At 71.0% G+C, this 26,513-nt stretch carries 27 protein-coding genes, 1 tRNA gene and 1 riboswitch; of the genes, 22 read left to right on the top strand and 6 right to left on the bottom strand.

What is annotated here, in order from left to right:
* Positions 1 to 16 precede the first annotated feature (16 nt).
* From E9998_RS11280 to E9998_RS11220, 14 genes are all read left to right on the top strand, one after another.
* On the top strand, positions 17 to 895 hold the full coding sequence (locus E9998_RS11280; RefSeq protein ID WP_136529798.1) for a DnaJ C-terminal domain-containing protein: 879 nt from the start codon (positions 17 to 19) through the stop codon (positions 893 to 895).
* Positions 896 to 975: 80 nt separating this feature from the next.
* A riboswitch (TPP riboswitch) is annotated at positions 976 to 1,082 on the top strand.
* Positions 1,075 to 1,749, top strand: coding sequence for a thiamine phosphate synthase (thiE, locus tag E9998_RS11275; protein ID WP_136529797.1), 675 nt, complete (start codon positions 1,075 to 1,077; stop codon positions 1,747 to 1,749). (Overlaps the previous riboswitch by 8 nt.)
* Positions 1,749 to 3,002 (top strand): glycine oxidase ThiO, encoded by a 1,254-nt coding sequence (thiO, locus tag E9998_RS11270; protein ID WP_136529796.1) that lies wholly within the window; start codon positions 1,749 to 1,751, stop codon positions 3,000 to 3,002. Before thiE ends, thiO begins: the two co-directional genes overlap by 1 nt.
* Positions 2,999 to 3,190: a sulfur carrier protein ThiS gene (gene thiS, locus E9998_RS11265; RefSeq protein ID WP_136529795.1), complete on the top strand. Its 192-nt coding sequence runs from the start codon at positions 2,999 to 3,001 to the stop codon at positions 3,188 to 3,190. Before thiO ends, thiS begins: the two co-directional genes overlap by 4 nt.
* Entirely contained in the window at positions 3,127 to 3,990 is an 864-nt protein-coding gene (locus tag E9998_RS25840) for a thiazole synthase (RefSeq protein WP_204745387.1), read from the top strand. The genes thiS and E9998_RS25840 overlap by 64 nt, the downstream gene beginning before the upstream one ends.
* A complete protein-coding gene (gene thiD / locus E9998_RS25835) occupies positions 3,987 to 4,811 on the top strand; it encodes a bifunctional hydroxymethylpyrimidine kinase/phosphomethylpyrimidine kinase (protein ID WP_204745386.1) in 825 nt (274 codons plus the stop codon). Before E9998_RS25840 ends, thiD begins: the two co-directional genes overlap by 4 nt.
* 297 nt (positions 4,812 to 5,108) lie before the next feature.
* Positions 5,109 to 6,692 (top strand): phosphomethylpyrimidine synthase ThiC, encoded by a 1,584-nt coding sequence (gene thiC / locus E9998_RS11255; protein ID WP_136529794.1) that lies wholly within the window; start codon positions 5,109 to 5,111, stop codon positions 6,690 to 6,692.
* 288 nt (positions 6,693 to 6,980) lie between these two features.
* Positions 6,981 to 7,424 carry a 50S ribosomal protein L13 gene (rplM, locus tag E9998_RS11250; protein WP_136529793.1) on the top strand — a complete coding sequence of 148 codons (444 nt, stop codon included), beginning with the start codon at positions 6,981 to 6,983 and terminating at the stop codon, positions 7,422 to 7,424.
* A 25-nt stretch (positions 7,425 to 7,449) separates the two neighbouring features.
* Positions 7,450 to 8,037 (top strand): 30S ribosomal protein S9, encoded by a 588-nt coding sequence (gene rpsI / locus E9998_RS11245; protein WP_136529792.1) that lies wholly within the window; start codon positions 7,450 to 7,452, stop codon positions 8,035 to 8,037.
* Positions 8,038 to 8,312: 275 nt separating this feature from the next.
* Positions 8,313 to 9,641 (top strand): phosphoglucosamine mutase, encoded by a 1,329-nt coding sequence (gene glmM, locus E9998_RS11240; RefSeq protein WP_136529791.1) that lies wholly within the window; start codon positions 8,313 to 8,315, stop codon positions 9,639 to 9,641.
* Positions 9,642 to 9,988: 347 nt separating this feature from the next.
* Complete coding sequence (locus tag E9998_RS11235) at positions 9,989 to 10,864, top strand: LemA family protein (protein WP_192907081.1); 876 nt, start codon at positions 9,989 to 9,991, stop codon at positions 10,862 to 10,864.
* 39 nt (positions 10,865 to 10,903) lie between these two features.
* Positions 10,904 to 11,566 carry a hypothetical protein gene (locus tag E9998_RS11230; protein ID WP_136529790.1) on the top strand — a complete coding sequence of 221 codons (663 nt, stop codon included), beginning with the start codon at positions 10,904 to 10,906 and terminating at the stop codon, positions 11,564 to 11,566.
* A gap of 61 nt (positions 11,567 to 11,627) precedes the next feature.
* Positions 11,628 to 12,320, top strand: coding sequence for a hypothetical protein (locus tag E9998_RS11225; RefSeq protein WP_136529789.1), 693 nt, complete (start codon positions 11,628 to 11,630; stop codon positions 12,318 to 12,320).
* 105 nt (positions 12,321 to 12,425) lie between these two features.
* Positions 12,426 to 12,497, top strand: a tRNA-Gln gene (locus tag E9998_RS11220).
* Between the two features lie 46 nt (positions 12,498 to 12,543).
* Here the strand turns inward: E9998_RS11220 and E9998_RS11215 are convergent.
* From E9998_RS11215 to E9998_RS11190, 6 genes are all read right to left on the bottom strand, one after another.
* A complete protein-coding gene (locus tag E9998_RS11215; RefSeq protein WP_136529788.1) occupies positions 12,544 to 12,804 on the bottom strand; it encodes a Txe/YoeB family addiction module toxin in 261 nt (86 codons plus the stop codon).
* A complete protein-coding gene (locus E9998_RS11210; RefSeq protein WP_136529787.1) occupies positions 12,805 to 13,062 on the bottom strand; it encodes a type II toxin-antitoxin system Phd/YefM family antitoxin in 258 nt (85 codons plus the stop codon).
* Positions 13,063 to 13,151: 89 nt separating this feature from the next.
* Entirely contained in the window at positions 13,152 to 14,240 is a 1,089-nt protein-coding gene (locus tag E9998_RS11205; protein WP_136529786.1) for an ROK family protein, read from the bottom strand.
* A gap of 3 nt (positions 14,241 to 14,243) precedes the next feature.
* Positions 14,244 to 15,521 carry a sugar ABC transporter permease gene (locus E9998_RS11200; protein ID WP_240037573.1) on the bottom strand — a complete coding sequence of 426 codons (1,278 nt, stop codon included), beginning with the start codon at positions 15,519 to 15,521 and terminating at the stop codon, positions 14,244 to 14,246.
* Positions 15,518 to 16,285, bottom strand: coding sequence for an ATP-binding cassette domain-containing protein (locus tag E9998_RS11195; RefSeq protein ID WP_136529785.1), 768 nt, complete (start codon positions 16,283 to 16,285; stop codon positions 15,518 to 15,520). The genes E9998_RS11200 and E9998_RS11195 overlap by 4 nt, the downstream gene beginning before the upstream one ends.
* 9 nt (positions 16,286 to 16,294) lie before the next feature.
* The gene (locus E9998_RS11190) at positions 16,295 to 17,416 is read right to left on the bottom strand and encodes a sugar ABC transporter substrate-binding protein (protein WP_136529784.1); all 1,122 of its coding nucleotides are present in this window, start codon (positions 17,414 to 17,416) and stop codon (positions 16,295 to 16,297) included.
* 180 nt (positions 17,417 to 17,596) lie between these two features.
* Here E9998_RS11190 and glmU point away from each other — a divergent pair, with 180 nt between their 5' ends.
* The 8 genes from glmU to E9998_RS11150 all read left to right on the top strand — a co-directional run bounded on the left by glmU (position 17,597) and on the right by E9998_RS11150 (position 26,464).
* Positions 17,597 to 19,036 (top strand): bifunctional UDP-N-acetylglucosamine diphosphorylase/glucosamine-1-phosphate N-acetyltransferase GlmU, encoded by a 1,440-nt coding sequence (gene glmU, locus E9998_RS11185; RefSeq protein ID WP_136529783.1) that lies wholly within the window; start codon positions 17,597 to 17,599, stop codon positions 19,034 to 19,036.
* A gap of 98 nt (positions 19,037 to 19,134) precedes the next feature.
* Entirely contained in the window at positions 19,135 to 20,118 is a 984-nt protein-coding gene (locus E9998_RS11180) for a ribose-phosphate diphosphokinase (RefSeq protein WP_136529782.1), read from the top strand.
* Between the two features lie 198 nt (positions 20,119 to 20,316).
* Positions 20,317 to 20,946, top strand: coding sequence for a 50S ribosomal protein L25/general stress protein Ctc (locus tag E9998_RS11175; protein WP_240037572.1), 630 nt, complete (start codon positions 20,317 to 20,319; stop codon positions 20,944 to 20,946).
* An 11-nt stretch (positions 20,947 to 20,957) separates the two neighbouring features.
* Positions 20,958 to 21,551: an aminoacyl-tRNA hydrolase gene (pth, locus tag E9998_RS11170; protein WP_136529780.1), complete on the top strand. Its 594-nt coding sequence runs from the start codon at positions 20,958 to 20,960 to the stop codon at positions 21,549 to 21,551.
* A 213-nt stretch (positions 21,552 to 21,764) separates the two neighbouring features.
* Complete coding sequence (locus E9998_RS11165) at positions 21,765 to 23,261, top strand: sugar transferase (protein ID WP_240037571.1); 1,497 nt, start codon at positions 21,765 to 21,767, stop codon at positions 23,259 to 23,261.
* Between the two features lie 132 nt (positions 23,262 to 23,393).
* On the top strand, positions 23,394 to 24,212 hold the full coding sequence (locus E9998_RS11160) for an inositol monophosphatase family protein (protein WP_136529778.1): 819 nt from the start codon (positions 23,394 to 23,396) through the stop codon (positions 24,210 to 24,212).
* Positions 24,213 to 24,284: 72 nt separating this feature from the next.
* The gene (cysD, locus tag E9998_RS11155; protein WP_136529777.1) at positions 24,285 to 25,187 is read left to right on the top strand and encodes a sulfate adenylyltransferase subunit CysD; all 903 of its coding nucleotides are present in this window, start codon (positions 24,285 to 24,287) and stop codon (positions 25,185 to 25,187) included.
* Positions 25,187 to 26,464, top strand: coding sequence for a sulfate adenylyltransferase subunit 1 (locus E9998_RS11150; protein ID WP_136529776.1), 1,278 nt, complete (start codon positions 25,187 to 25,189; stop codon positions 26,462 to 26,464). Before cysD ends, E9998_RS11150 begins: the two co-directional genes overlap by 1 nt.
* Positions 26,465 to 26,513 lie beyond the last annotated feature (49 nt).

Raw genomic sequence — 26,513 nt, 5'->3', positions numbered from 1 at the left:
GATCGGAGGCCACCCCATGCCCGGCGATCCCGCTCATCTCGGCGCCGTCGACCTGCGGTTGACGCTGGCCGAACTCGCCTTCGGCGGCAGGAGGACCGTGCGCGTCGCGGCCCCCGGGCCGTGCGTCAACTGCGAGGGCTCCGGGCTCGACGAGGGCGAGGCGTGCGCGTTCTGCGACGGGTCGGGCTCGATGACGACCGAGCGCGCGGCTACCGTGCGGCTCCAGGCCGGGCTCGCCGACGGCGACACCGTGATCGTGCCGGTCGAGGGCGTCCCCGAGGGGGTCGTGGCCGTGGTGCGCGAACGCGAGCACTCGACGCTCACCCGCGACGGGGTCGACCTGCGGACCGTCTTCGACGTCGATGCCGACGTCCTCGAACTCGGCGACGTCGTGGACGTCGCCACGCTCGACGGCGAGGCCGCCCTGCGCGTCCCGGCCGGTACGCCGGACGGGGCCGAGCTGCGGCTGCCCGGCGAGGGGATGCCCCTCGGTCGCGGTGCGGCCGAACGGGGCGACCTGCTCGTGGAGCTCCGCGCCATCGCGGCCCCAGAGCCCGAAGCGGTGCGCGAGGCCCGGCGGCTCGGGCGCGGGCCGCTGGTCGCGGGCGTGATCATGCTGGTCCTCGGGGCCCTCCTCATCGTGGTCGGCGCGGTCGACCGCGCCGACACCGACATCTGCGAGCCGAGCGAGACCGTGCGGTGCGTCCTGGTCGTCGACGGCGTGGCGCAGGACGCGCCCGGACCGGGGACGCAGCGCAGCCGGGCCGACCTCGCGCTCATGATCTACCTCGCCGCCGGTCTGACGCTGACTGGTTTCGGGGTGCGCTCGGTTCGCAAGGGGCTCAAGGAGTCCGGCGCGTACCGCGTCGAGGAGGGCCAGCGCCGCTCGGCGTGAGGGCGCGCACGGCGCTGTCCGGATGCTGACACGCACTTGTCGCGGAGCGCCGTGATGGCGTAGCGTGACGGCCGTACGTGAACAACCCACGGGAGTCCGATGCATCGGGCTGAGAGGGGACTTGGTAGTCCCGACCGTCGAACCTGATCCAGGTCATGCTGGCGCAGGGAGAAGGAGCCATGAACGCTACTCGTCTACCGCGACTCCACGTCATCACCGACACCCGCACCGGTGCCCCCCTTCGCGATCCGCTCGACGTGGTCGCCGCCGCGCTCGCCGCGGGCGCCCGTCTGATCCAGGTGCGCACCGAGGACCACCACACCGACCGCGCCGCGTTCGACCTCGCCGCCGCCGTCACCGCCCGCTGCGCCGAGTACGGCGCGCTGTGCCTGGTCAACGACCGCGTGCACGTCGCCCAGGCCGTCGGCGCGGGCGGCGTCCACCTCGGCGCCGACGACCTCCCCGTCGACGCCGCGCGCCGCATTCTCCCCGCCGGTGCCGTCATCGGCGGCACCTGCCGCGAACCCGAGGCGGCCCGCGCCGCGCGGCGCGCCGGTGCGACCTATCTCGGCGTCGGGCCGGTGTGGGGGACCGCGACGAAGACCGGGCTGCCCGAACCGATCGGCCTCGACGGGCTCGCCGCCGTGTGCGCGGCGGTCGACCTGCCCGTCATCGCCATCGGCGGGATCGACGCCGAACGCGCCCGGCGGTGCCGTGAGGCCGGAGCCTACGGCGTGGCCGTCGTCTCCGCTGTCGCCGCCGCCTCCGACCCGGGGGCCGCGACCGCGGAACTCCTTGCCGCCATTGGTGATACGCCACCACCCGACCTCCTGCGGGGGACGGGCGCACGCTGATGCGCGTCGCCGTCGTCGGCGCCGGGTCCATCGGACTCGCCGTCGCGTGGCGGGCCGCCCTGCGCGGAGCCGAGGTCGCGGTCCACGACCCCGAGCCCGGTTCGGGCGCCTCGCGCGTGGCCGCCGGCATGATCGCCCCCGTCACCGAAGCCCACTACGGCGAGGAGGCTCTGACCCCGTTCATGGCCGCCTCCGCCGACGCCTGGCCCGGCTTCGCCCGCGAACTCGCGGCCGCCACGGGTCTGGACGTCGGATTCCGCGACGTGCCGACCCTCGTCGCCGCTGTCGAGGACGGCGACCGGGCCGAGATCGACCGCCAGTCGGACCTCTACCGCGCCACCGCGAGAGCGGTCGAGCGCCTCACCCCGCGCGCCGCCCGCAAGGTCGAACCCCTGCTGAGCCACCGCGTGCGCGCCGCCGTCCTCGCACCGCAGGACCGCGCCGTCGACCCGCGAGCCGTCCACAGTGCACTTCTTGCCGCAGTTGAAGTCGCCGGTGTCGAACTGCGCCGCGAGACCGTCGCCGACCTTCGCGACCTCGACGCCGACCAGGTGGTTCTCGCCGCCGGATGCGGCTCGGCCGCCCTCGGGGACCTCCCGGTGCGCCCGGTCCGCGGCGCCGTCCTGCGCCTGCGCGCCGTCGGCGACCAGCCGCTCCCGCGAACCACCGTGCGCGGCTTCGTGAAAGGCCACCCGATCTACATCGTCACCCGCGACGGCGGCGAAGTCGTCGTCGGCGCCACCAGCGACGAACGCGGCCACGACCGCCGCACCGGCACCGCCGGCGCCGTCCACGACCTGCTGCGACGCTCGATCGAACTCGTCCCCGAGATCGCCGAGTACCACCTCGCGGAGGTCAGCGTCGGTTTCCGGCCCGGCACCCCCGACAACCTCCCCCTCATCGGCCGCCTCGACCACCGCACCCTCGCCGCGACCGGCCACTACCGCAACGGCATCGCCCTCATCCCGGCCACCGCCGACGCCGTCGCCGACCTCCTCGCGGGGGAGGAGCGCCCCGACCTCGCCCCCTTCGATCCCCTGCGGTTCAAAAGGACGGCCGCGCCCCGCGAAACACCGCCGGTCGGCCCGGCCCCGGCCGCCTCCGGACACCGCCCCGACTCCAACCGGGTCGCCGAAAACGCGGCACCACAGCGGGTCGCGCCCTCAGCACCGGACCCGTCCGCCGACCACGCCCGCGAACGGCCCGCACCGTCCATCCCGACCGAACCCGCAGCCGAGGAGGCCCGACCGTGAACATCCACGTCAACGGCGAAGCGCGCGAAGGCGTCGCCACCATCACCGAGGCCGTCGCCGCCGTCACCGAAGCGCGCCGCGGGATCGCCGTCGCCCTCAACGGCGAAGTCGTGCCCCGGTCCGAATGGGACCGTCCACTCAGCGACGGCGACGCCGTCGAAGTCCTCACCGCGACCCAAGGAGGCTGACCGTGGCGAACAGCACCGCGGCACCGAACGCCCTGCCCGACCTGAAGATCGCCGACCGGACCTTCGCGTCCCGGCTCATCCTCGGCACCGGCGGCGCCGCCAACCACGTCCAGCTCGCCGAGGCCATCACCGCCTCCGGCACCCAGCTCATCACCGTCGCCCTGCGCCGCGTCGACCCCGGCGCGGGCGGATCGATCCTCGACGTCATCGAGGAGTGCGGCGTCGACCTCCTCCCCAACACCGCCGGATGCTTCACCGCCGAACAGGCGGTGCGCACCGCCCGCCTCGCGCGCGAAGCCTTCGGCACCGACTGGGTCAAGCTCGAGGTCATCGGGGACGAGGACACCCTCCTGCCCGACCCGGTCGAACTCCTCGACGCCGCCGAAACCCTTGTCGCCGAAGGCTTCACCGTCCTGCCTTACACCAGCGACGACCCCGTGCTCGCCCGCCGACTCGAGGACGCCGGGTGCGCGGCCGTCATGCCGCTCGCCGCCCCGATCGGCACCGGCCTCGGCGTGCGCAACCCACACAACCTCGCCCTCATCTGCGATCACGCCCGCGTCCCCGTCATCTGCGACGCCGGCATCGGCACCGCCTCCGACGCCGCGCTGGCGATGGAACTCGGCTGCTCCGCGGTCCTCCTCGCCACCGCCGTCACCCGCGCCGCCGACCCGGCGCTCATGGCCGCGGCCATGCGGGACGCCGTCAAGGCCGGTCACGCCGCCCGGCTCGCCGGGCGCATCCCCAAGCGCCACTTGGCGAAAGCCTCCTCCGCGTTCGAAGGGATGGCCGACCTGTGAACCGCGTCCAACCGCCCGTCGCGCTCACCGTCGCCGGATCGGACTCCGGCGGCGGCGCGGGCATCCAGGCCGACCTGCACACGTTCGCGGCCCACCGGGTCCACGGCACCAGCGTCGTCACCGCGATCACCGCCCAGAACACGCGCGGCGTCACCGCCGCCGCGGCCGTCGGCGCCGACCTCGTCCGCGCCCAACTCGACGCGGTCCTCGGGGACTTCCCCGTCGCCGCCGTCAAGACCGGGATGCTCGGCGGCGACGAACTGCTCGCCCTCGTCGCCGAATACGGGCGGGCCGACCGGCTCCCGAACCTCGTGGTCGACCCGGTCATGGTCACCACCACCGGCGACGCGCTCTTCTCCGGCGACCCGGCCGCGTACCTCGCCGAACTCGGGCCCCTCGTCACCCTGCTCACCCCGAACCTGGTCGAAGCGCGACAACTGCTCGGCCGCGAGATCGACGGCGTCGAGGACATGCGCGAGGCCGCGCGGGCCCTGGCGACCTTCGGGCCGCGCGCGGTGCTGGTCAAAGGCGGACACGGTGCCGACGCGGACTCCGCCGACGTGGTCGACGTCCTGTGGTGCGACGGGCAACTGCTCGACCTGGCCGCGCCGCGCGTCGCCACCCGCAACGACCACGGCACCGGCTGCACCCTCGCCTCCGCGATCGCCGCCCGCCTGGCGCTGGGTCATCCGCTTCCGCAAGCGGTCGCCGGCGCGAAGGTCTACGTCACCGAGGCCCTGAAAGCCGCCACCGACTGGCACCTGGGCACCGGGCCCGGCCCGGTGCACCACCACCACGGACGCAGGAGTGTTGCGCTGTGAACGCGGCGATCGCGCGGGGTTTTCCGGGCGCGGCGAAGGCGCTATATGGAGTCCATTGGGCCCCCGGTTCGAACCCTGACACGGGGGTCCGACATTGCGCGGTGGCGGGTGTTCGAACGGCGGTCGGACGGGCCCGATCGCGAGGGGGCATCACGTGGGTTTTTTCGGGCGCGGCGAAGGCGCTATATGGGGTCCGCTGGGCCCCCGGTTCGAACCCTGACATGGGGGTCTGACATTTCCGGGCGGTCGGTGTTCGACGGGCTCGGGTCGGTTCATTTCAGAATGCGAGGAGACAGCATGAACGGTAGGTCGAAGGTCTACGTCGAAGGCGCAAGGGCGGACATCCGGGTGCCCTTCACCGAGGTGGCGCTGAGCGGCGGGGAGGTGCCGGTGCGGCTCTACGACACGTCCGGGCCCGGGTCGGAGCCCGAGGTCGGGTTGCCGCAGTTGCGGGCGCACTGGATCGCCGAGCGGGAGGCCGGCGGCGTGGAGGTCGGCGGGGCTGCGTTCCCGTGCCGGACCCAGCTGCACTACGCGAAGCAGGGGGTCGTGACCCCGGAGATGGCGTTCGTGGCCCTCCGCGAAGGGCTCGACGAAGAGTTCGTGCGCGCGGAGATCGCCGCCGGGCGCGCGATCCTGCCCGCGAACGTCAACCACCCCGAGACCGAGCCGATGATCATCGGCAAGCACTTCCTCACGAAGATCAACGCCAACATCGGCACCTCCGCCGTCTCCGACTCCATCGCCGCCGAGGTCGAGAAGCTCACCTGGGCCGTCAAATGGGGCGCCGACACCGTCATGGACCTCTCCACCGGCAAGCACATCCACGAGACCCGCGAGCACATCATGCGCAACTCGCCCGTCCCGATCGGCACCGTCCCCCTCTACCAGGCCCTGGAGAAGGTCAACGGCGACCCGGTGAAACTCAGCTGGGAGGTCTACCGCGACACCATCATCGAGCAGGCGGAACAGGGCGTCGACTACATGACCGTGCACGCGGGCGTCCTGCTGCGCCACGTGCCCCTCGCCGCCCGCCGCGTCACCGGCATCGTCTCGCGCGGCGGCTCGATCATGGCCGCCTGGTGCCTCGCCCACCACGAGGAGAACTTCCTCTACACGCACTACCGCGAACTGTGCGAGATCTTCGCGAAGTACGACATCGCCTTCTCCCTCGGCGACGGCCTGCGCCCCGGCTCCATCGCCGACGCCAACGACGAGGCCCAGTTCGCCGAACTGCGCACCCTCGGCGAACTCACCCACATCGCGTGGGAGTACGACGTCCAGGTCATGGTCGAAGGCCCCGGCCACGTCCCCATGCACAAGATCAAGGAGAACGTCGACCTCCAGCAGGACATCTGCGGCGAGGCCCCCTTCTACACCCTCGGGCCCCTCACCACCGACATCGCGCCCGCCTACGACCACATCACCTCCGCCATCGGCGCGGCCATGATCGGCTGGTTCGGCACCGCCATGCTCTGCTACGTCACCCCCAAGGAGCACCTCGGCCTGCCCGACCGCGAGGACGTCAAGGAAGGCGTCATCGCCTACAAGATCGCCGCCCACGCCTCCGACCTCGCCAAAGGCCACCCCAAGGCCCAGGAACGCGACGACGCCCTCTCCAAGGCCCGCTTCGAGTTCCGCTGGCAGGACCAGTTCAACCTCTCCCTCGACCCCGACCGGGCCCGCGAGTACCACGACGAGACCCTCCCCGCCGAACCCGCCAAGACCGCCCACTTCTGCTCCATGTGCGGCCCCAAGTTCTGCTCCATGAAGATCAGCCAGGAACTCAAGGAGTACGCCGCCAAGGGCATGGCCGAGAAGAGCGAGGAGTTCCTCGACGGCGGCGGCAAGGTCTACCTCCCCGTCGTAGAGACCCGCTGACCACCCGTCCCCGGCGTCCCCGACCCGCCGGGGACGCTGTATCCGAGGTCACGGCGGGTGCCTTCGGGGGCGCCGCCGTGACCGCGTAAACTAGGCAGCTGTTGTTCGAGTGTCGCCGCGCGGCGGCCGGTCCGAGGACCGGGCGTGACGCGACGGAGACGCTGTCCAACGAATCCCCACCCGCCCGACCAGGGCGGGCGCGTGCCGTCGAGGCCGCGGGGGGATTCAGGCGGTCCCGTTTCATCTACGGGATTCGTTCCACACCGACAACGAAAGCTAGGTAACACTGTGCCGACGTACAGCCCCAAGCCGGGCGACATCGACCCGCAGTGGCTCGTGATCGACGCGACCGACGTGGTGTTGGGTCGTCTCGCGACGCACGCAGCCGATCTGCTCCGCGGCAAGCACAAGCCCACCTTCGCGCCGAACGCCGACACCGGTGACTACGTCATCGTCGTCAACGCCGAGAAGGTCGTGCTCACCCGGAACAAGCTCCAGACCAAGAAGGCCTACCGCCACTCCGGCTACCCGGGCGGTCTCAAGGAGAAGTCCTACGCCGAGCTGATGCAGAAGGCCCCCCACAAGGTGGTCGAGAAGGCCGTCTTCGGCATGCTGCCGAAGAACAAGCTCGGCCGCGCCGTGTCCAAGAAGCTGAAGGTCTACCCGGGCCCGGGCCACCCGCACGCCGCCCAGCAGCCGAAGCCGTACGAGATCAAGAAGATCGCGCAGTAGGCGCGGGCGGAACAGGAGCAACCACATGAGTGACGAGATCCAGGCCAACGAGGCCGTCGAAACCGAAGCCGTCGAGGCCGTCGAGACCCCCGCCGAAACCGTCGAGGTCGCCGAGGTCGCCGAGGTCGCAGAGACCCCCGTCGACGTTCCCGCCGACATCCCGGTCGAGGTCCCCGCCGACGTCGCCGCCGCGCCGTCCGTGCCCAGCATCCCCATGGTCCCGGCCGACCGCGCCATCCAGACCGTGGGCCGCCGCAAGCGCGCCATCGCCCGCGTGCGCCTGGTCGCCGGCACCGGCAAGTACGTCGTCAACGGCAAGAGCCTCGAAGACTACTTCCCCAGCAAGGTCCACCAGCAGACCGTGGCCGAGCCCTTCGTGACCGTCGAGGCCGGCGACAACTTCGACGTCCTGGTCAACATCCACGGCGGCGGTGCCACCGGCCAGGCCGGCGCGCTCCGCCTCGGCATCGCCCGGGCCCTGCTCGAAGTCGACCCGAACATGCGCCCGGCCCTCAAGGCCGCCGGTTTCCTGACCCGCGACGCCCGCGAGAAGGAAAGCAAGAAGTACGGTCTCAAGAAGGCGCGTAAGGCGCCGCAGTACTCGAAGCGCTAGCACGACTCCACCGTCCTCGGACACCGACGCCGCACAGGCGTCGCCGAGGACGGGGAAACGCGCTAGTCTGCACAGGCGACGGGGCTGCCGAGGAGGACATCCTCGGCAGCCCCTCGCTCTTTTCGCGAACGGGTATGCCGCACGGCATCCGCCACCAAGCCACAGGACCGGTCCCGGGCCCCAGGGCGACGCCCTGAACCGCATCCAGGTCCGCAGGCCCCGCCGCGAGCGGGCCGCGGGACCCGAGCCGGCACCGCAAGATGGGAAGCCACACCGTGTCTCGACTGTTCGGCACCGACGGCGTACGGGGGCGGGCGAACGCCGACCTCACGCCCGACCTGGCACTCCGCCTCAGCATCGCCGCCGCGAAGGTGCTCGGCGCCTCCGACCGGCGCACCGTCGCCGTCATCGGCCGCGACCCCCGCGCCTCCGGCGAGATGCTCGCCGCCGCCAGCGCCGCCGGGCTCGCCGCCGCCGGCGCGAAGGTCATCGACCTGGGCATCCTTCCCACGCCTGCGGTCGCCCACCTCACCGCCCTGACCGGCGCCGACTTCGGCGTCATGGTCTCGGCCTCGCACAACCCCATGCCCGACAACGGCATCAAGTTCTTCGCGGCCGGCGGCCGCAAGCTCCCCGACGAGGTCGAGGATGCCATCGAAGCGGCCATGGGCGACACGACGCCCCTCCCGCAGGCCGAGGGCGTCGGGCGCATCGCCCGCTCCGTCGACCCCGTCGAGGCCTACATCGAGCACCTGGTCACCGTGTGCCCGAACCCCCTCGACGGCCTGAAGGTCGTGCTCGACCCCGCCAACGGCGCGGCCACCGGCGCGGCCCCCGAGGCCCTGCGCCGGGCCGGCGCCGAGGTCGTCACCATCAACGACGACCCCGACGGCCTCAACATCAACGAGAACTGCGGCTCGACCCACATGGAGGGTCTGCGCGCCGCCGTCCTCGCGCACGGCGCCGACGCCGGGATCGCGCTCGACGGCGACGCCGACCGCTGCCTGGCCGTCGACGCCGAGGGCAACGACGTCGACGGGGACGCGATCATGGCGATCCTGGCGCTGGCGATGCGCGAGGCCGGGACGCTGCGCGGGGACACGCTCGTGACCACGGTGATGAGCAACCTCGGCCTGCACCAGGCGATGGGCGCGGCCGGGATCAAGCTGGAGATCACCGGCGTGGGCGACCGCTACGTGCTCGAACGCCTCGGCGAGGGGGACTTCTCGCTAGGCGGGGAGCAGTCGGGGCACATCATCCTGTCCGACCACGCCACGACCGGGGACGGCACGCTGACGGCGATCATGCTGCTGGCGCGCATGGCCGCGACCGGCCGCGCCCTGGGCGACCTCGCGTCGGTGTTCACCCCGGCGCCGCAGGTGCTGGTGAACGTGCGTGTCGCCGACAAGTCCGTGATCGACCACGAGTCGGTGCGGGACGCGGTCGCGCAGTGGCAGGCGAAGCTGGGTTCTGACGGGCGGGTGCTGCTGCGCCCCTCGGGGACCGAGCCGCTCGTGCGCGTCATGGTCGAGGCTTCCGAGGAGCCGGTGGCGCGGACGGTCGCGGCCGAACTCGTCGCCGTGGTCGAGCACGCCCACTCGTAGCCGCGTCCAGCGGTAGCGGACGCGGTCGGTGAGACGGGCGGGCCGACACGCCCGCGCACGGGCGCCGATGGTCGCGGGTCCCGCTCGTTCCGGACCCGCGCCGCAACCTGTGCGGCCGTGTCATGCCGGCCACACCTCGCCGGCCACGAGACTCGGCGACCAGAATCGTCAGACCGCATCGCGTCGCCGCAACGCGCCGCCGTGCCTCCGATCCGCGCCGCCGCGCCGTGCCCTCCGGCACCGCGGCGGCGCGGCCGTTTCGGGCCCGGGCGGGCGCCCGTCCTGCCCCGCGGGCGGCGACAAGGCAGGACGCTCCCGCTGGCAGAGATGCATTAAGCTCTCATTCCATGACCACTGTCATCGTCATTCTCGTCATCGTCGTCTTGATCGGGCTCATCCTGCTGTTCGCGGCCCTCGGCGGTCGCAACAAGCTGGTCCGGCTGCGGAACATCACGCAGGAGTCGTGGGCGCAGATCGACGTCGAGCTTCAGCGGCGGTACGACCTCCTGGACAACCTGATGTACGTCGTGCAGCAGGCCGCGGGGTCGGAGAACGCCACGCTGCGGCAGGTCGCCGAGGCGCGCGCGATGGCCATGCAGGCCCGCCAGGACCCGGGCCAGGGCCACGCCGCCCAGGGCGCGGCGGAGGGCCAGCTGGGGAACGCCATCCGCGGCGTCATCCACATGCAGGAGTCCTACCCGGCGCTCCAGACCAACCAGAACTTCCTCCAGCTCCAGACCGAGATCACCGAGACCGAGAACCGCATCGCGGCCCCGCGCCGCTTCTACAACGCGAACGTGCGCGAGTACAACACCTCGCTCCAGGTCTTCCCCGGTTCGATCTCCGCGAAGATGGGCGGCTTCAAGCCCGAGGAGTACTTCGAGCTGGACAACCCGGCCGCCCGCACGGCCCCGAAGATGCGCGACATGGGCCAGCCCGGCTTCATGCAGCAGCCCCAGCAGCAGCAGCTGCCGCCGCAGGCCCCGCCCGGCCAGGTGCCGCCCGGTTACGGACAGCCCCAGCAGGTCGGCTACCAGCAGCAGCCCCAGCCCGGCTACGGCCAGGCGCCGCAGCAGCCCGGTTACGGCCAGCCGCCGGCGCCCCAGCCCGGTTACGGCGCCCCGCAGCCCGGGTACGGCCAGATGCCGCCCCAGCCGGGCTACCCGCAGCAGCCTCAGCAGCCGCAGCAGCCCGGTTACGGCCAGCAGCCCTACGGCCGCTAGCCGGCCCGATCCCCCAACCGCCCCCGAAGGAACATCCCCGTGAGTTCATCCGACAACCCGTGGTGGGTCTACGTCCTGTGCGTCCTGGTCGTGGGCGTCGGCGCCTATTTCGCCTGGCGCGCCCGCCAGAAGAAGATCGCGATGTACCGGGCCTGGGCGGCCCAGTACCACTTCACGTACGAGCCGAGCGACAACTCAGTGGTCGGTCTGTCCACTGAGGAGCCTTTCAACGAGGGCCACTCCCGCAAGGGCGTCGACGTCTTCCGCGGCATGTACAAGAACCTGCACATCGTGTTCTTCCAGTACCAGTACACGACCGGCAGCGGCAAGGAGTCGCAGACGCACCTCAACCAGGTGGTCGCGATCGGCCTGCCGACGCACCGGCCGCTGCTGGACATCAGCCAGGAGAACTTCCTGACCAAGCGGTTCGCCAAGGACATCGACTTCGAGAACCAGACCTTCAACGACACCTTCAGGATCAAGTCGCCGAACCGCCGGTTCGCGTTCGACGTCATCCACGCCCGGACCATGGAGTGGATGCTCGCCGACCAGCGCGCCCGCGCCTACTCGTGGCGGTTCGAAGGACCCTGGCTCATGACGTTCCGCTCAGGCGCGCTCAAGCTCGAAGAGGTCTTCTTCTACGCGGACTTCCTCATCGACGTCTACGCCCAAGTGCCCAAGCACGTCTGGTCCAACAACTGACCCGGACCCGCGGGCCGCGCCGACAGGCGCGGCCCGCGGCCGTTTCCCCCGAGGAGGCCCCGTGACCGACGCAGCGGCCGTCGCGGGCGTCACGATCACGGCGCTCGTGTGCGTCGGCTCGATCGGGGGCCTCGTCACCCTCGTCGTCCTGCTCGTCCACTACGGGCGCAAGCGCCGACAGCAGCGGATCGACGCCAACCACGCCTGGGCCGGGCACCACGGCTTCCACTACTGGACCTCGGAGCCCTCGGCACTGGAGCTCTCGGCGCACGCCCCGTTCACCTCGGGCCACGCCCGGGTCGCCCTCGACGTGTTCCGCGGGACGCACCGCGGCAGGCACCTGCACTTCTTCCAGCTCCAGTACCGCACCGGCAACGGCGAGGACGAGTCCACCCACGACCACCAGGTGGTGGCGGTGAGCCTGCCCGCCTCGCGCCCGTACCTCGAGGTCACGCACGAGACGGCCCGGTCGCGGCGCCGCGCGAGGGACCTCCAGTTCGAGAACCGGGCCTTCAACGACCTGTACTTCATCGAGTCGGCCAGCCCGCGCTTCGCGCACGACGTGATCCACCCGCGGACGATGGAGTGGATGCTCGCCGACCCGCGCGCCCGTGTGAACCGCTGGCGCTTCGAAGGCGCCTGGCTCCTCACCTTCCGCTCCGGGCCCCTCCGCCTCGAAGAGGTCTTCGCGCACGCCGACTTCCTGCACCAGATCCTCGACCAGGTCCCCGATCACGTCTGGTCGGAGCCCTGACGCCCGACCGACCCGGCGCGGGCCGCGGCCAACGGCGCGGAAAGGACCCGTGGCCCCCTGCTGCTAGAATGGGCGCGCGGACGCGCCGTCGAGGCGCGCCCGCAATGGCCCGTGGTGTAATTGGCAACACTACTGATTTTGGTTCAGTCATTTCAGGTTCGAGTCCTGGCGGGCCAGCCGAACTCCTTGCCGCGCAAGCGGTCCGCGACCACGTTCGCGACGACTAACCGCCGTAGTGCCCGTGTGCCTGGATGATTCCGAGGACGTCGTCCCGCACCCGGTAGACCAGCCGGTGCTCGTCGTCGATCCGCCGCGACCACCAGCCCGACAATGGGCCCTTCAACGGCTCGGGCTTGCCGATGCCGGTGAACGGCTCGCTCTTGATCTCCTTGACCAGACGGTTGATTCGCTTGACGACCTTGCGATCGGATTCCGCCCAGGAGGTGTAGTCCTCCCAGCCCTCTTCGGAGAAGACCGTCTTCACTCAGTCGTCCTCGACTTCGATGAGGTCGCGGACGGTGCCGCCGCCCGCGTCCATCTCGGCGATGGACCGCATCAGGCGCTCGGCGTTGCGGCGCGAGCGGAGCAGGAACATCGTCTCCTGCCACGCCTCGTAGTCCTCCTCGGAGATCAGCACGGCGTTGCCGTTCTTCGAGGCGATGCGCACGGGCGCATGGTCGTCGTTGACCTTCTTGATGAGCGGGAACAGGTTCTTTCGGGCCTCACTGGCGGTGATGGTCATGGTTCAGCATTCCCCCAGGTCAGTCGTACTTTCTGTATTACAAGAATTGTACGAAAAACCGTACCACTCTTGCGCTGGGCCCGTCGCGGTCAGCGCATTCGGTCGATCAGGGCTGCGAAGCCGGTCTCGGCGGCGCCGATGAGGGGGCCCTCCTCGCCCAGGACCGGTGTGCGCAGGCGCAGGCGTGAGCGGAGGTGCGGGAGGGTCGTCTCTGCGAGCGCGGATCTGACGGGGGCCGCGGCCGAGAGGTAGAGCTCTCGCAGCCATCCGCCGAAGAGGATCTCGTCGGGACCGGTCGCGGTCACCACCGCGCCCAGGGCCCGGCCGAGGTCCTCGCCCGAGCGGCGCAGGCCGTCCCGTGCCGCGGCGTCGCCCATGCCCGCTGCGGCGGTGGCGCTCTCGATGTCCTCGGCGTAGCCGAAGGCCTCCATCTCCGCTTCCAGGCACCCGCGCAGACCGCACGCGCAGGCGAGGCCGCCCGGTTCGACCACGATGTGCCCCAACTGGATCGAGCCGCCGCGCTGCGCACGGCCCTCCACCACGAGGCCGGCCGTCAGGCCTCGCCCGCCGTGCAGGTACAGCAGGCGCGTCGCGTCGTGGGCGTCGCCGCGCGACCACTCGCCGACCGCGGCGGCGGTCGCCGTGTCGACCACGCGCCACTCGCGGCTGGTCGCGGCCGCCAGGTCGGCGGCCACGTCGCGGCCCGTCCAGCCCAGCTCCGTCGAATGCGCGACCGCACCGGCGTCCACCAGGCCCGGCACCGCCGCGACCGCCTCGGCGCCCGAGCCGCCGACGAGCGCCGCCGCCGCCTCGGCGGCCGCAGGACCCTCCACCCCCGTCAGCAGAGGGGACTCCGCCCGCTCCAGCACCTCCCCGCCGAGCCCGAACAGCGCGAACCGGACGCGGTCGGCGCGGATCTCCACCGCCGCCACCGACTCCGCCTTCGGCACGCACTCGACCAGGGTCGAGGGCCGGCCGGCCGAACCGGTCGACCGCCCCGTCGTCTCCTGGATGTGACCCGACTCGGCCAGGTCCGTCGCGATCGTGGCGATCGTGGAGCGGTTGAGCCCCAAGGCCTCGGTGAGTTCGGCGCGCGTCTGGGGACCGTGCCGGTGGAGCTGTTCGAGCAGCGCCGCGCGATTGCGCCGCCGCAGCTCCTCGGTCCCGGGCCGAGCCACCGCTCAGTGCCTGCCGAACAGCTTGCCCCGGCCCCGGGACATCGCGTCGACGCCCGCCGCGAGCAGCAGCACCGCCCCCGTCACCCCGAAGCGCACACCGGCGCTGAGACCCATGAGCCCCATGCCGTTGTTGATGATCGCCACCACCGCTCCTCCCAGTAGGGCGGCCCGCACCGTGCCCTTGCCACCGAAGAGGCTAGCACCGCCGATCACCGCCGCACCCACGGAAAGCAGGAGCACATTGGACCCTCCGGTGTTCGGGTCCACCGAAGCCGCACGGGAGGCCGCGACCACCCCGCCGACCGCCGCCATCCCCGAGCAGATGACGAACGCCGCGATGCGCACCCGGTCGACGTTGACCCCCGCGCGCACCGCCGCCTCGGCGTTGCCGCCCACCGCGTACAAGTGCCGCCCGAACCTGGTGCGGTGCAGCACGAACGTCCAGATCGCGAAGAACGCGCCCAGGAGCGCGACCACCACCGGCACACCGGTGAGCGAGATGATCTGCGGGTTCGCCGAACGCTCCAGATTCAGCAGGAACACCGTCGCCGTCAGCAGCGCCCCTAGCGCGAGGATGCGCGCCGCCACCACCGCGAGCGGCTCGTGCACGAGCGACCGCGCCACCCGCCGCCGCCACCGGTTCAGTTGCAGCCCAGCGTAAGCCGCGATCGTCACCACCAGCAGCGTCCAGCCCTGCCAGCGTTCCAGGTTCCCGCCCGCGACGGCCTTCACCGTCTCGTCGTGGATCGTGATGTTGCTGCCCTCGTCGAGGATCATGAGCACGATCCCCTGGAACGCCAGGAACGCCGCGAGCGTCACCACGAACGAGGGAATGCCGAGCTTCACCACCAGCGTCCCGATCAGCAACCCGATCGCCACGCCCGCGGCGATGGCCGCACCGATCGCGAGCGGCCACGGCATCCCCCAGTCGGTGAGGATCACCGCCATGACCGCCGCGCACACGCCCGAGGCGAACCCCGCCGACAGGTCGATCTCGCCGATGACCAGCACGAACACCAGGCCCATGGCGATGCACGCGACGGCCGCGCCCTGCCCGAAGAGGTTCGCGAGGTTGCCCACCGACAGGAACACCGGCTGCGAGATCCCGAAGAACACGCACAGCGCGATGATCCCCGCGACGGCCGGCAGCGCGCCGACCTCGCCCGAGCGCACCTCGGCCCAGTACCCCTTCAGGTGCTCGGCCACCGCGCGCACCGCGCCCGGCTCGGGCCCGGCCTCGGGCCGGGTCTCGGCGTCGTCGACTTGCACTGAGGTACTCACGTCCGGGCTCCGTTCGTGTCCGCGCCGAGCCCGAGGGTCCCGGACCGGCCGCTGGTGATCAGCTCGACCACCTGCGACTGGGTGGCGTCGGCCGCGTCGAGCACCGCCGCCATGCGCCCCAAATAGAGCGCGGCGATCCGGTCGGCGACGGCGAAGACGTCGTTGAGGTTGTGGGAGATGTAGAGGACGGCCAGGCCCTGGTCGGCGAGGCGCCGGATGAGTTCGAGGACCTGCCGGGTCTGGGCCACGCCGAGCGCGGCGGTGGGCTCGTCGAGGATGACCAGCCGCGAGTTCCACAGCACCGCCTTGGCGATGGCGACGGTCTGGCGCTGGCCGCCGGAGAGGCTGGCGACCGGCTGGCGCAGGTTGCGGATGGTGCGCACCGCGAGCGAGGAGAGCGTCTCGGCGGCGAGCTGCTCCATGGCGTCGTCGTCGAGGACGAGGCCGCGGACCTTCTCGCGCCCGAGGAAGAGGTTCTCGACCACGTCGAGGTTGTCGCACAGGGCGAGGTCCTGGTAGACGACCTCGATGCCGAGGGCCGCGGCGTCGCGCGGCCCGGAGATGGCGCGGACCTCGTCGTTCACGCTGATGGAGCCCCCGTCGATGGCGTGGATGCCCGCCACGCACTTGACGAGGGTGGACTTGCCGGCGCCGTTGTCGCCGACCAGGGCGCAGACCTCTCCGGCGTCGATCGACAGATCGACGTCGGAGAGGACCTCCACCGGTCCGAAGCGCTTCGAGAGGCCGGTGAGTTCGAGCAGCACGTGCGGCCCCTAACCGATCCCGTGCTCTTCGCACAGCGGGGCGTAGTCGCCCGCGCACAGCTCCGCCGGGTCGGCGTAGCCGTCGTCGACGACGTCCTGGATGTTGTGGGCGGTGACGGCGACCGGTTCGAGGAGCACCGAGGCGACGTCGGCGCTGGTGACCGGGTCGACGACGGTGGCGTCGGTGGTCGGCTTCTCGCCGTTGGCGAGCGCGACGGCGAGTTCGGCGGCGGCGTTGGCCTCCTCTTCGATGGCCTTGTACACGGTCATGCACTGGTCGCCGGAGAGGATGTTCTGGAGGCCCTGGATGGTGGCGTCCTGCCCGGTGACGGGCACGGTCCCGTTGAGGCTGTTGCGCTCCAGGACGGTGATGACGGCGTGGGCGAGGCCGTCGTTGGCGGCCAGGACGCCGTCGACCTCGGTGCCGGTGTCGGTGAGCATCTGCTCGAAGAGCGTGCCGCCCTGGGCGTTGTCCCAGTCGGGCACCCACTCGTCGGGGCCCTTCTCGAAGGTGCCGTCGGCGTAGAGCGGGTCGAGGACGGAGTCGTAGCCGTTCTTGAACAGGGTGGCGTTGTTGTCGGTGGGGGAGCCGTTGAGCTCGGCGATGAGCGGCTTCTCGACGCCTTCGAGGCAGGTGACGAGGCCTTCGCCCTGGAGGACGCCGACGCGCTCGTTGTCGAAGCTCACGTAGTAGTCGGCGCCGCCGCCCTCGGTGAGGCGGTCGTAGTCGATGGTCGCCACGCCCTGGGACTTGGCCTTCTCGATGACCGTCGCTCCGGTGCCGGAGTCGAGGTTGACGGTGATGAGGACGTCGACGCCCTTGGTGAGCATCTGGTCGGCGATGGTCTGGAAGTCCTCGCGGCTGCCCTGGGCGTTCTGGATGTCGTGCTCGACGCCGGCGGCGTCGAAGGCGGCTTCGAGGTACTTGCGGTCGGCGGTCTCCCAGCGGTCGGAGGAGGCCGAGTCGGGGAGGATGACGCCGACGAGCGGGGCGTCCCCGCCGCCGCCCGCGTCGTCTTCTCCGGCGTTGCAGGCGGTCATGGTGAGTGCGAGCGCCGCCGCGGCGGTCGCTCCCAGCGCGGCCCGGGCGGTGCGGCGACCGCCGGACCCGGGGTTGGTCGAGAAGTGCATGAGAGAGGTGCCTCCTGTATTTGTTGTTGACTGCAACATATGACGGGTGACCGAGATCGCACAAGTCTCCGAGCTGTGGAGAACGTGTTCCATTCGTAACGATTCGGTAATGGCCCGCCGGGGGAGGCGCTCGCCGGGGCGGGCTGTACACCTCGCCGCAACCGACTACCATGGCCCATCATGAGCAGTGAGCGTTCGGCGATCATCCTGGCCGCTGGCCTGGGCACCCGCATGAAGTCCGCCCGACCCAAGGTCCTGCACGAACTGCTGGGGAGGTCCCTGCTGGGGCACGTCCTCCGCAGCGTCAAGTCCGCCGGTTCGAGCCGCCGGATCGTCGTCGTCGGCGCCGCCGCCGACCAGGTCCGGGCCCACCTCGCCGAGGTCGACCCCGAGGTCGACACCGTCCTCCAGGAGCGGCAGCTGGGCACCGGCCACGCCGTGCGCATGGCGATGGAGGCGAACCCGGGCCTCGAAGGCACCGTCGTGGTCGCCTTCGGCGACGCCCCGCTCCTGCGCGCCGGCTCCATCGCCGAACTCGTGGAGGTCCACGAGAAGACCGGCAACGCCGTCACCGTCCTCACCGCCGTGGTCGAGGACCCCACCGGCCTGGGCCGGATCGTGCGCGACGGCGACGGCAACGTCCTGCGCAACGTCGAGCACCGCGACGCCGACGCCGAGGAGCTCGCCATCCGCGAGATCAACTCCGGCACCATGGCCTTCGACGCCGAGGTCCTGCGCGCCCAGCTCTCGCGGCTCGGCTCGGCGAACGACCAGGGCGAGGAGTACCTCACCGACGTCATCGAGCTCGCCCGCGAGTCCGGGCACTCCGTCGGCGCCTACGTCGTGGACGACCCCACCGAGACCCTCGGCTGCAACGACCGCTCGCAGCTCGCCGACCTGCGCCGCATCCTCCAGCGCCGCATCAACACCGACCTCATGCGCTCGGGCGTCACCCTCGAGGACCCCGACACCACCTGGATCGACGCCACCGCCAAGGTCGCCCCCGACGTGCTCGTGCACCCCGGCGTCCAGCTCAAGGGCGCCACCGCCGTCGACTCCGGGGCCGAGATCGGGCCCGACACGACCCTGACCGACACCATCGTGGGCGCCGGCGCGGTCGTCGTCCGCAGCCACGCCGACCAGGCCACCATCGGCGAGGGCGCCCACGTGGGCCCCTTCGCGCACCTGCGCCCCGCCTCCAAGCTCGCCGAGTCGGCCAAGGTCGGCGCGTTCGTCGAGACCAAGAACGTCGAGATCGGCGCCGGCGCCAAGGCCAACCACCTCGCCTACCTCGGCGACGCCACCGTCGGCGCCAAGGCCAACATCGGCTGCGGGGTCATCACCGCCAACTACGACGGCCTCCACAAGCACCGCACCGAGATCGGCGAGGCCGCCTTCATCGGCTGCGACACCGTGCTGGTCGCGCCCGTCTCGGTCGGCGACGGCGCCTACATTGGCGCCGGCTCCACCATCGTCAAGGACGTCGAGCCCGGCGACCTCGGCGTCGCCCGCGCCCGCCAGGCCGCGCTCCAGGGCTGGGTCGCCAGGAAGCGCCCCGGGACCGTCTCCGATCAAGCAGCCCGGCGTGCGAAAGGTGAGGCGGGAGTGTCGCAAGCGTGACGCGACACTAAACGCCCCGGTCCCCTCGCGCTTCCAGGCCGGGCAGGGGACACTGGAACCGTCACAGGTTCAGGTGAGACGACCTATGGGGGAGCCCAATGGCGAGCATGTCCGCTGTCAACTCCAAGATGCTGATGCTCTTCTCGGGGCGCGCCTACCCGGAGCTGGCTGAGGAGATCGGCAAGCACCTCGGGGTCGCGCCGACCCCGATGAGCGCCTACTCCTTCGCGAACGGGGAACTGTTCGTCCGCTACCAGGAGTCGGTGCGCGGCTGCGACGCCTTCGTCGTCCAGTCCATGCCCGCGCCGATCAACGAGTGGGTCATGGAGACCCTCATCATGATCGACGCGCTCAAGCGCGGCTCGGCCAAGCGCATCACCGTGGTGCTGCCCTTCTACCCGTACGCGCGCCAGGACAAGAAGCACCGCGGCCGCGAGCCCATCTCCGCGCGCCTCATGGCCGACCTGCTCAAGACCGCCGGCGCCGACCGCATCCTCACCGTCGACCTCCACACCGCCCAGATCCAGGGCTTCTTCGACGGCCCGGTCGACCACCTCTTCGCCATGGGCACGCTCGCGCGCTACGTCGAGGAGAAGTACGCCGACCGCCAGATGGCGATCGTCTCGCCCGACACCGGGCGCGTGCGCCTCGCCGAGCGCTGGTCCGACCGCCTCGGCGGCTGCCCGATCGCGTTCGTGCACAAGACCCGCGACCCCCTCAAGCCCAACCAGGTCGTCGCGCACAAGGTCGTCGGCGACGTCGAGGGGCGCACCTGCCTCCTCATCGACGACATGATCGACACCGCGGGCACCATCTGCTCGGCCGCCGAGATGCTCGCCAAGTCCGGCGTCGAGGACATCGTGATCGCCTCCACCCACCCGATCATGTCCGGGCCCGCCGCCGAGCGCCTCGCCGCCGCGCCCGTCAGCGAGGTCATCGTCACCAACACGCTCCCCATCCCCAAGGAAGCCGCCGACCTCGAGAAGCTCACCGTCCTCTCGATCGCCCCGCTCGTCGCGAAGGCCATCTGGGAGGTCTTCAACGACGGCTCCGTCACCACCCTCTTCGGCGGCCTCTCTTAAGGGTCCGCCCCGCGGGGCGGACCCTGGTCACACACCGATGCCCGTGTCAAGCGCGATCCGATGCGCGTAGTACTCTGGTGGGGTTGCCGACGGCGAGGGTGTCCTCCAGAGGGCGCCGTAATCGACGCAAAGGCGTAGGTCTCTTTCAGGGCTGCCTGCCCTTCTGAATGCCGACGTAAGCGTCGAGCGCCGCATGAAATGTTGCTTGAAAAACAGGGGAGTATTTCCGTGTCCGAAGTTCGTATCAGCGCCGAGCCTCGCACTGACTTCGGGAAGGGCGGTGCCCGCCGTACGCGCCGGGCTGGAAAGGTTCCCGCGGTGGTCTACGGCCACGGCGAGAAGCCGACCCACATTTCCCTTCCCGGGCTCGAGTTCGCGGCCGTCCTCCGCAAGGGCGGCGCCAACCAGCTCATCAACGTCGAAGTCACCGACGGCACCCGCGTCCTGGTGATCCCCAAGGACATCCAGCGCGACGCGCTCCGCGACGACATCGTCCACGCCGACCTGCTCATCGTGCGCCGCGGCGAGAAGATCACCACCGACGTCCCGATCTCCTTCGTCGGCGAAGCCGAGAAGGGCGGCCTGGTCGTGCACGAGCTCACCAGCCTCTCCATCGAGGCCGAGGCCACCCAGATCCCCGAGTCCATCGAGGTCGACCTCGAAGGCCTGGCCATCGGCTCGCAGCGCTACGTCTCCGAGATCGTCGTCCCCGAGGGCACCGTGATCCTCAACGACGGCGAGCAGGCCGTCGCCTCCGTCTCCGAGCCGCGCGGCGAAGCCGCCGACGAGGCCGAGGGCGAAGCCGCCGAGGGCGAGACCGCCGAGTAGGGCAAAAGACGATGACCGACGCACCGACGCTCGTGGCCGGCCTGGGGAACCCCGGGCCGAAGTACGCCGCGAACCGTCACAATGTCGGATTCATGGTTGCCGACGCGCTCGCCCGCCGCGTCGGCGGTCGATTCGCCGTGAACCGCAAGGTCCGCGCCGAAGTCTGCGAGGCCCGCCTGGGGGTAGGCGGGCCTCGCTTCATTCTCGTCAAGCCCTTGACGTTCATGAACCTCTCGGGCGAGGCCGTCGGGCCGCTCGCGCAGTACTTCGGCGTCGCACCCGAATCGGTGATCGCCGTCCACGACGAGCTCGACATCCCCTTCGGGCAGCTGCGCATCAAGCGCGACGGCGGCGAAGGCGGCCACAACGGACTGCGGTCCCTCTCGAAGGTCCTGGGCACCAAGGACTACGCCCGCGTGCGCTTCGGCATCGGGCGCCCGCCCGGCCGCCAGGACCCGGCCGACTACGTCCTCAAGGACTTCGCGAAGTCCGAACGCCCCGAAGTCGAACTCCAGATCGAGCTCGCCGCCGACGCGGTCGAGGCGATCATGGAGAAGGGCTTCGTCACCGCGCAGAACACGTTCAACGCGCCGCAGGCGGGTTGAACCGGTGGCGGAGTAATGCGCCGCAGGCGGGTTGAACCGGAAGCGCGCCGCAGCCGGACCGATCCGAAGGCGCCGTTACGACCCGCACCGGTGTTCCGTTCGTTCGCTTGGGATGCAACACCTCCCGTTCACCGAAGACAGTGGACGCACCCTCATGTACTCCTTAGCGTGACATTTCCGTCACTCTTCGTCCATTCACTCGTTAGATCTGTTGTGACGGTTGCAGAGGCACGCGAGGGTGCAGAGGCCACGGAGACGCGGGGACGCGTCTACTCCATCGGTCCCCAAGGGACGCGCCCGTACGGCGGTCCGCCGGCCTGGCAGCGCAAGTACTTCGCGGGCATCATCGGCTGCGACGTCGCCGGCGGGCTCCTCGGCGCCGGGCTCGCCTTCGCCGCCCGCTTCGGACACCTCGACCAGCACACCCGCTGGTACGCCCTGGCGCTCATCGCACTCCCGGCCGTCTGGCTGGCCGCGCTCGGGCTCTCGCGGGCCTTCGAGAAGCGGTACCTGTTCGTCGGCACCGAGGAGTACCAGCGCGTCGTCCACGCCGCGGTCGCGCTGACCGCGGCGGTCGCGATCGTCTCCTACGGGCTCGAAGTGCCGACCTCGCGCGTGTTCGTCCTCATTGCGATCCCCACGGCCGCAGCGGTGTCCATCGTCGCCCGCTTCGCGTGGCGCAAGTGGCTCCACCGGATGCGCCGCGGCGGCAGGTGCATGAAGCGGGTCGTGCTCGTCGGCCACGAGTCCTCCGTCGCGGCGCTCATCGTGCAGCTGCGCCGCGAGCACTACCACGGCCTCAACGTCGTGGCGGCCTGCCTGCCCACCGACCGGCCCCGAGGTGCGCTGCTGGACTTCGACACCCGCGTGCGCGGCAGCTTCGACCGCATCGCCGACGCCGTCGCCGCCGAGCGGGCGGACACCGTGATCGTCCTGTCCTGTCCCGAGATCGACGGCACCGCGCTGCGGCGCCTCGCGTGGCAGCTCGAACGCAGCGAGGTCGACCTCATCGTGGCCTCCGCGCTGGTCGACGTCGCGGGGGACCGGACCACCGTGCGGCCCGTCGACGGCCTGCCGATGCTGCACCTCGACCACGCCCGGCTCACCGGCGTGCGCCGCGTCGCCAAGGACGCGGTCGACCGCGTCGGCGCCGCCGCGCTGCTCCTGGCGCTCTCGCCGCTGCTGCTCGGCGCGGCCTTCCTCATCCGCTGCACCTCGCCGGGCCCGGCCCTGTTCAAGCAGGAACGCATCGGCAAGGACGGCCAGCCGTTCACGATCTGGAAGTTCCGCACGATGTACACCGACGCCGAACGGCGCCTCGCGGAGATCGCACACCTCAACGAGACCGACGGCGTCCTGTTCAAGATGAAGGACGACCCGCGCATCACCCCCGTCGGTAAGTACCTGCGCCGCTTCTCGATCGACGAGTTCCCGCAGCTGGTCAACGTCCTGCGCGGCGACATGAGCCTGGTCGGCCCGCGCCCGCCGCTCGCGATCGAGGTCGCCGCGTACGAGACCGACATGCGACGCCGCCTCGCCGTCAAGCCCGGGATGACCGGCCTGTGGCAGGTCTCGGGCCGCTCCGACCTGCCGTGGGAGGAGGCCGTGCGGCTCGACCTGCGCTACGTCGAGCACTGGAACCTCACCCTCGACTTCGTCATCCTCCTGCGCACCGTCACCGCGATCCTGCGCCCCCAGGGCGCCTACTGACCCCGGGCGCGGCCCGGGCCCCAGGCCGGCCGCGTCCTCCGCTCGACAGGAAGCCGCACCATGACTCCCGAATCCCGGGACCACCTCGCTCAACATTTGGACGCGGAAGGGCCGCAGCGTAGACTGACCTCCATGCACGAAGCCCCCGACGCCGCCTCCGCGGCCCCGACCGCCACGCCCGCGGCCGCCGACGCAGCGGACGCGGGCTTCGCCGCCGACCTCGCCACCGGCGCGGGGGAGCTGCTGCTCAAACTCCGGACCGAACTCGGCTTCGGCGACGCGCGCGCGCTCAAGGACGCCGGCGACCGCGTCGCCGACGACTACCTCCTGGGCCGCCTCGCGGCCGAGCGCCCCCGCGACGCCGTCCTCTCAGAGGAGGGCCGCGGCGAGCAGGGCCGCATCGGCACCGAGCGCCTCGAGGCTGACCGGGTCTGGATCATCGACCCGCTCGACGGCACCCGCGAGTACTCCGAAGAGGGCCGCGACGACTGGGCCGTCCACGTCGCCCTCTGGCAGCGCGGCCTCGGCCTCACCGCCGCCGCGGTCGCCCTTCCCGCCCAAGGTGTGACCATGCGCACCGACCAGCGCTACGACATTCCGCCCGTCCGCGCCGGGAAGCCGCGCATCGCCGTCTCCCGCACCCGCCCGCCCGCTGAGGCGCTCGCGTCCGCCGAAGCGATCGGCGCCGAGCTCGTCCCCATGGGCTCGGCCGGGGCCAAGGTCATGGCCGTGGTCACCGGTGCCGTGGACGCCTACGTGCATTCCGGCGGGCAGTTCGAGTGGGACTCGGCCGCCCCGGCGGCCGTGGCGCTCGCCTCTGCCTGGCACGCCTCGCGGATCGACGGTGCTCCGCTGCGGTACAACAATGCCGATCCGTACCTTCCGGACCTGCTGGTCTGTCGTCCCGATCTGGCCGAGCCGCTCCTCGCGGCCGTCGCCGGATCACGCTGACCCGCCGGCCCGGCCGGACTACCGAACACCAACCGCACCCCGCGAGGGGCAGCTGAGAGGAGCACTGCGCCGGTGAGCGACTACCGCATCAGCCACATCGCCGCGCTTGAGGCCGAGGCGATCTTCATCTTCCGTGAGGTCGCGGCCACCTGTCAGCGCCCCGTGATGCTCTTCTCCGGGGGCAAGGACTCGATCGTCATGCTGCACCTGGCGCAGAAGGCCTTCGCGCCCGCACCGATCCCGTTCCCGGTCATGCACGTCGACACCGGCCAGAACTTCGCCGAGGTCATCGACTACCGCGACCGCCGGGTCGCCGAGACCGGCGTGCAGCTCATCGTCGCCTCCGTCCAGGACGCCATCGACCGCGGCATGGTCACCGAGCCGCCGGACGGCACCCGCAACCGCATCCAGACTCCCGTGCTCCTGGAGGCGGCCGAGAAGTACCAGTTCGACGCGCTCTTCGGCGGCGCCCGCCGCGACGAGGAGAAGGCCCGCGCCAAGGAGCGCGTGTTCTCCTTCCGCGACGACTTCGGCCAGTGGGACCCCAAGAACCAGCGGCCCGAGCTGTGGAACCTGTACAACGGCCGGGTGCACCCGGGCGAGCAGATCCGCGTGTTCCCGCTGTCGAACTGGACCGAGCTCGACGTGTGGCGCTACATCGGCTCCGAGTCGATCCCGCTGCCCGAGGTCTACTTCGCCGCCGAGCGCGAGGTCGTGGACCGCGGCGGGATGCTCTACGCCGTCAACGAGTTCATCAAGGTGCGCGAGGGCGAGCGGGTCTTCAAGGAGACCGTCCGCTACCGCACCGTGGGCGACGCGAACCTGACCGCCGGGGTGCGCTCCGAGGCCTCGACCATCGACGAGATCATCGCCGAGGTCGCGGCCACCCGCATCACCGAGCGCGGCGCGACCCGGGGGGACGACAAGACCTCCGAGGCCGCCATGGAAGACCGGAAACGGGAAGGCTACTTCTGATGACGGACACGCTGACCTCGCGCGAGGACACGCACGAGCTGCTGCGCTTCGCCACGGCCGGTTCGGTGGACGACGGCAAGTCGACCCTCATCGGACGGCTGCTCTACGACTCCAAGGCGCTCTTCGACGACCAGTGGGACGCCGTCGAGGCCGTCTCCGCGGGCCGCGGCGACGAGTACACCGACCTCGCGCTGCTCACCGACGGCCTCCGCTCCGAACGCGAGCAGGGCATCACGATCGACGTCGCGTACCGGTACTTCTCCACGCCCGAGCGCAAGTTCATCATCGCCGACACGCCCGGGCACATCCAGTACACGCGCAACATGGTCACCGGCGCCTCGACCGCCGACCTCGCGCTCATCCTCGTCGACGCCCGCAAGGGCCTCGTCGAGCAGTCCCGGCGCCACGCGTTCCTGTGCTCGCTCCTTCGCGTGCCGCACATGGTCCTGTGCGTCAACAAGATGGACCTCGTCGACTACGACGAGGTCGTCTTCAAGCGGATCGAGAACGAGTTCAAGGCCTTCGCCACCAAGCTCGAAGTGCCCGACCTGACCGTCGTCCCGATCTCGGCGCTCAAGGGCGACAACGTCGTCAACCGCTCCGAGCACATGCCGTGGTACCAGGGGCCGAGCCTCCTCCACCACTTGGAGAAGGTCCACATCGCCTCGGACCGCAACCTCGTGGACGTCCGCTTCCCCGTCCAGCACGTGATCCGCCCGCACTCCGGCGACCACCACGACTACCGCGGCTACGCCGGCCAGGTCGCCTCCGGCGTCATGAAGCCCGGCGACGAGGTCATGGTCCTGCCCAGCGGGTTCACCTCCAAGATCGCCTCGATCGAGACCGCCGACGGCCCGCTCGAAGAGGCCTTCCCGCCCTTGAGCGTGACCGTCCGCCTCGAGGACGAGCTCGACGTCTCCCGCGGCGACATGCTGTGCCGCCCCGGCAATCAGGCCCGCGTCTCCCAGGACATCGAGGCCATGGTCTGCTGGATGGACGAGGCCCGGCCCCTGCGCCTGCGCGGCAAGTACGCCCTCAAGCACACCACCGCCGACGTCCGCGCCATCGTCAAGGACGTCCAGTACCAGCTCGACGTCAACACCCTCCACCGCGACGAGACCGCCACCGAACTCGGCCTCAACGAGATCGGCCGCATCACCCTCCGCACCACCAAACCCCTCCTCTGCGACGACTACCGCCGCAACCGCGCCACCGGAGGCTTCATCATCATCGACGAATCCGACAACCGAACCGTCGGCGCGGGCATCATCGTCTAACGCCCACAACGAAAAAGGGGCCCGGCCGCGAAGCGGCCGGGCCCTCTCG

It is taken from the genome of Glycomyces paridis (assembly GCF_004912155.1).
Taxonomy (GTDB): Bacteria; Actinomycetota; Actinomycetes; order Mycobacteriales; family Micromonosporaceae; genus Glycomyces; species Glycomyces paridis.
This window is presented reverse-complemented; position numbering and strand designations above follow the sequence as displayed.

Excerpts from the sequence above, each read along its gene's own strand:
- E9998_RS11280 (WP_136529798.1), top strand. The coding sequence starts at position 17 with ATGCCCGGCGATCCCGCTCATCTCGGCGCCGTCGACCTGCGGTTGACG.
- thiE (WP_136529797.1), top strand. The coding sequence starts at position 1,075 with ATGAACGCTACTCGTCTACCGCGACTCCACGTCATCACCGACACCCGC.
- thiO (WP_136529796.1), top strand. The coding sequence starts at position 1,749 with ATGCGCGTCGCCGTCGTCGGCGCCGGGTCCATCGGACTCGCCGTCGCG.
- E9998_RS25840 (WP_204745387.1), top strand. The coding sequence starts at position 3,127 with ATGGGACCGTCCACTCAGCGACGGCGACGCCGTCGAAGTCCTCACCGC.
- thiC (WP_136529794.1), top strand. The coding sequence starts at position 5,109 with ATGAACGGTAGGTCGAAGGTCTACGTCGAAGGCGCAAGGGCGGACATC.
- rpsI (WP_136529792.1), top strand. The coding sequence starts at position 7,450 with ATGAGTGACGAGATCCAGGCCAACGAGGCCGTCGAAACCGAAGCCGTC.
- E9998_RS11235 (WP_192907081.1), top strand. The coding sequence starts at position 9,989 with ATGACCACTGTCATCGTCATTCTCGTCATCGTCGTCTTGATCGGGCTC.
- E9998_RS11210 (WP_136529787.1), bottom strand. The coding sequence starts at position 13,062 with ATGACCATCACCGCCAGTGAGGCCCGAAAGAACCTGTTCCCGCTCATC.
- E9998_RS11190 (WP_136529784.1), bottom strand. The coding sequence starts at position 17,416 with ATGCACTTCTCGACCAACCCCGGGTCCGGCGGTCGCCGCACCGCCCGG.
- glmU (WP_136529783.1), top strand. The coding sequence starts at position 17,597 with ATGAGCAGTGAGCGTTCGGCGATCATCCTGGCCGCTGGCCTGGGCACC.
- E9998_RS11180 (WP_136529782.1), top strand. The coding sequence starts at position 19,135 with ATGGCGAGCATGTCCGCTGTCAACTCCAAGATGCTGATGCTCTTCTCG.
- E9998_RS11175 (WP_240037572.1), top strand. The coding sequence starts at position 20,317 with ATGTTGCTTGAAAAACAGGGGAGTATTTCCGTGTCCGAAGTTCGTATC.
- pth (WP_136529780.1), top strand. The coding sequence starts at position 20,958 with ATGACCGACGCACCGACGCTCGTGGCCGGCCTGGGGAACCCCGGGCCG.
- E9998_RS11160 (WP_136529778.1), top strand. The coding sequence starts at position 23,394 with ATGCACGAAGCCCCCGACGCCGCCTCCGCGGCCCCGACCGCCACGCCC.
- E9998_RS11150 (WP_136529776.1), top strand. The coding sequence starts at position 25,187 with ATGACGGACACGCTGACCTCGCGCGAGGACACGCACGAGCTGCTGCGC.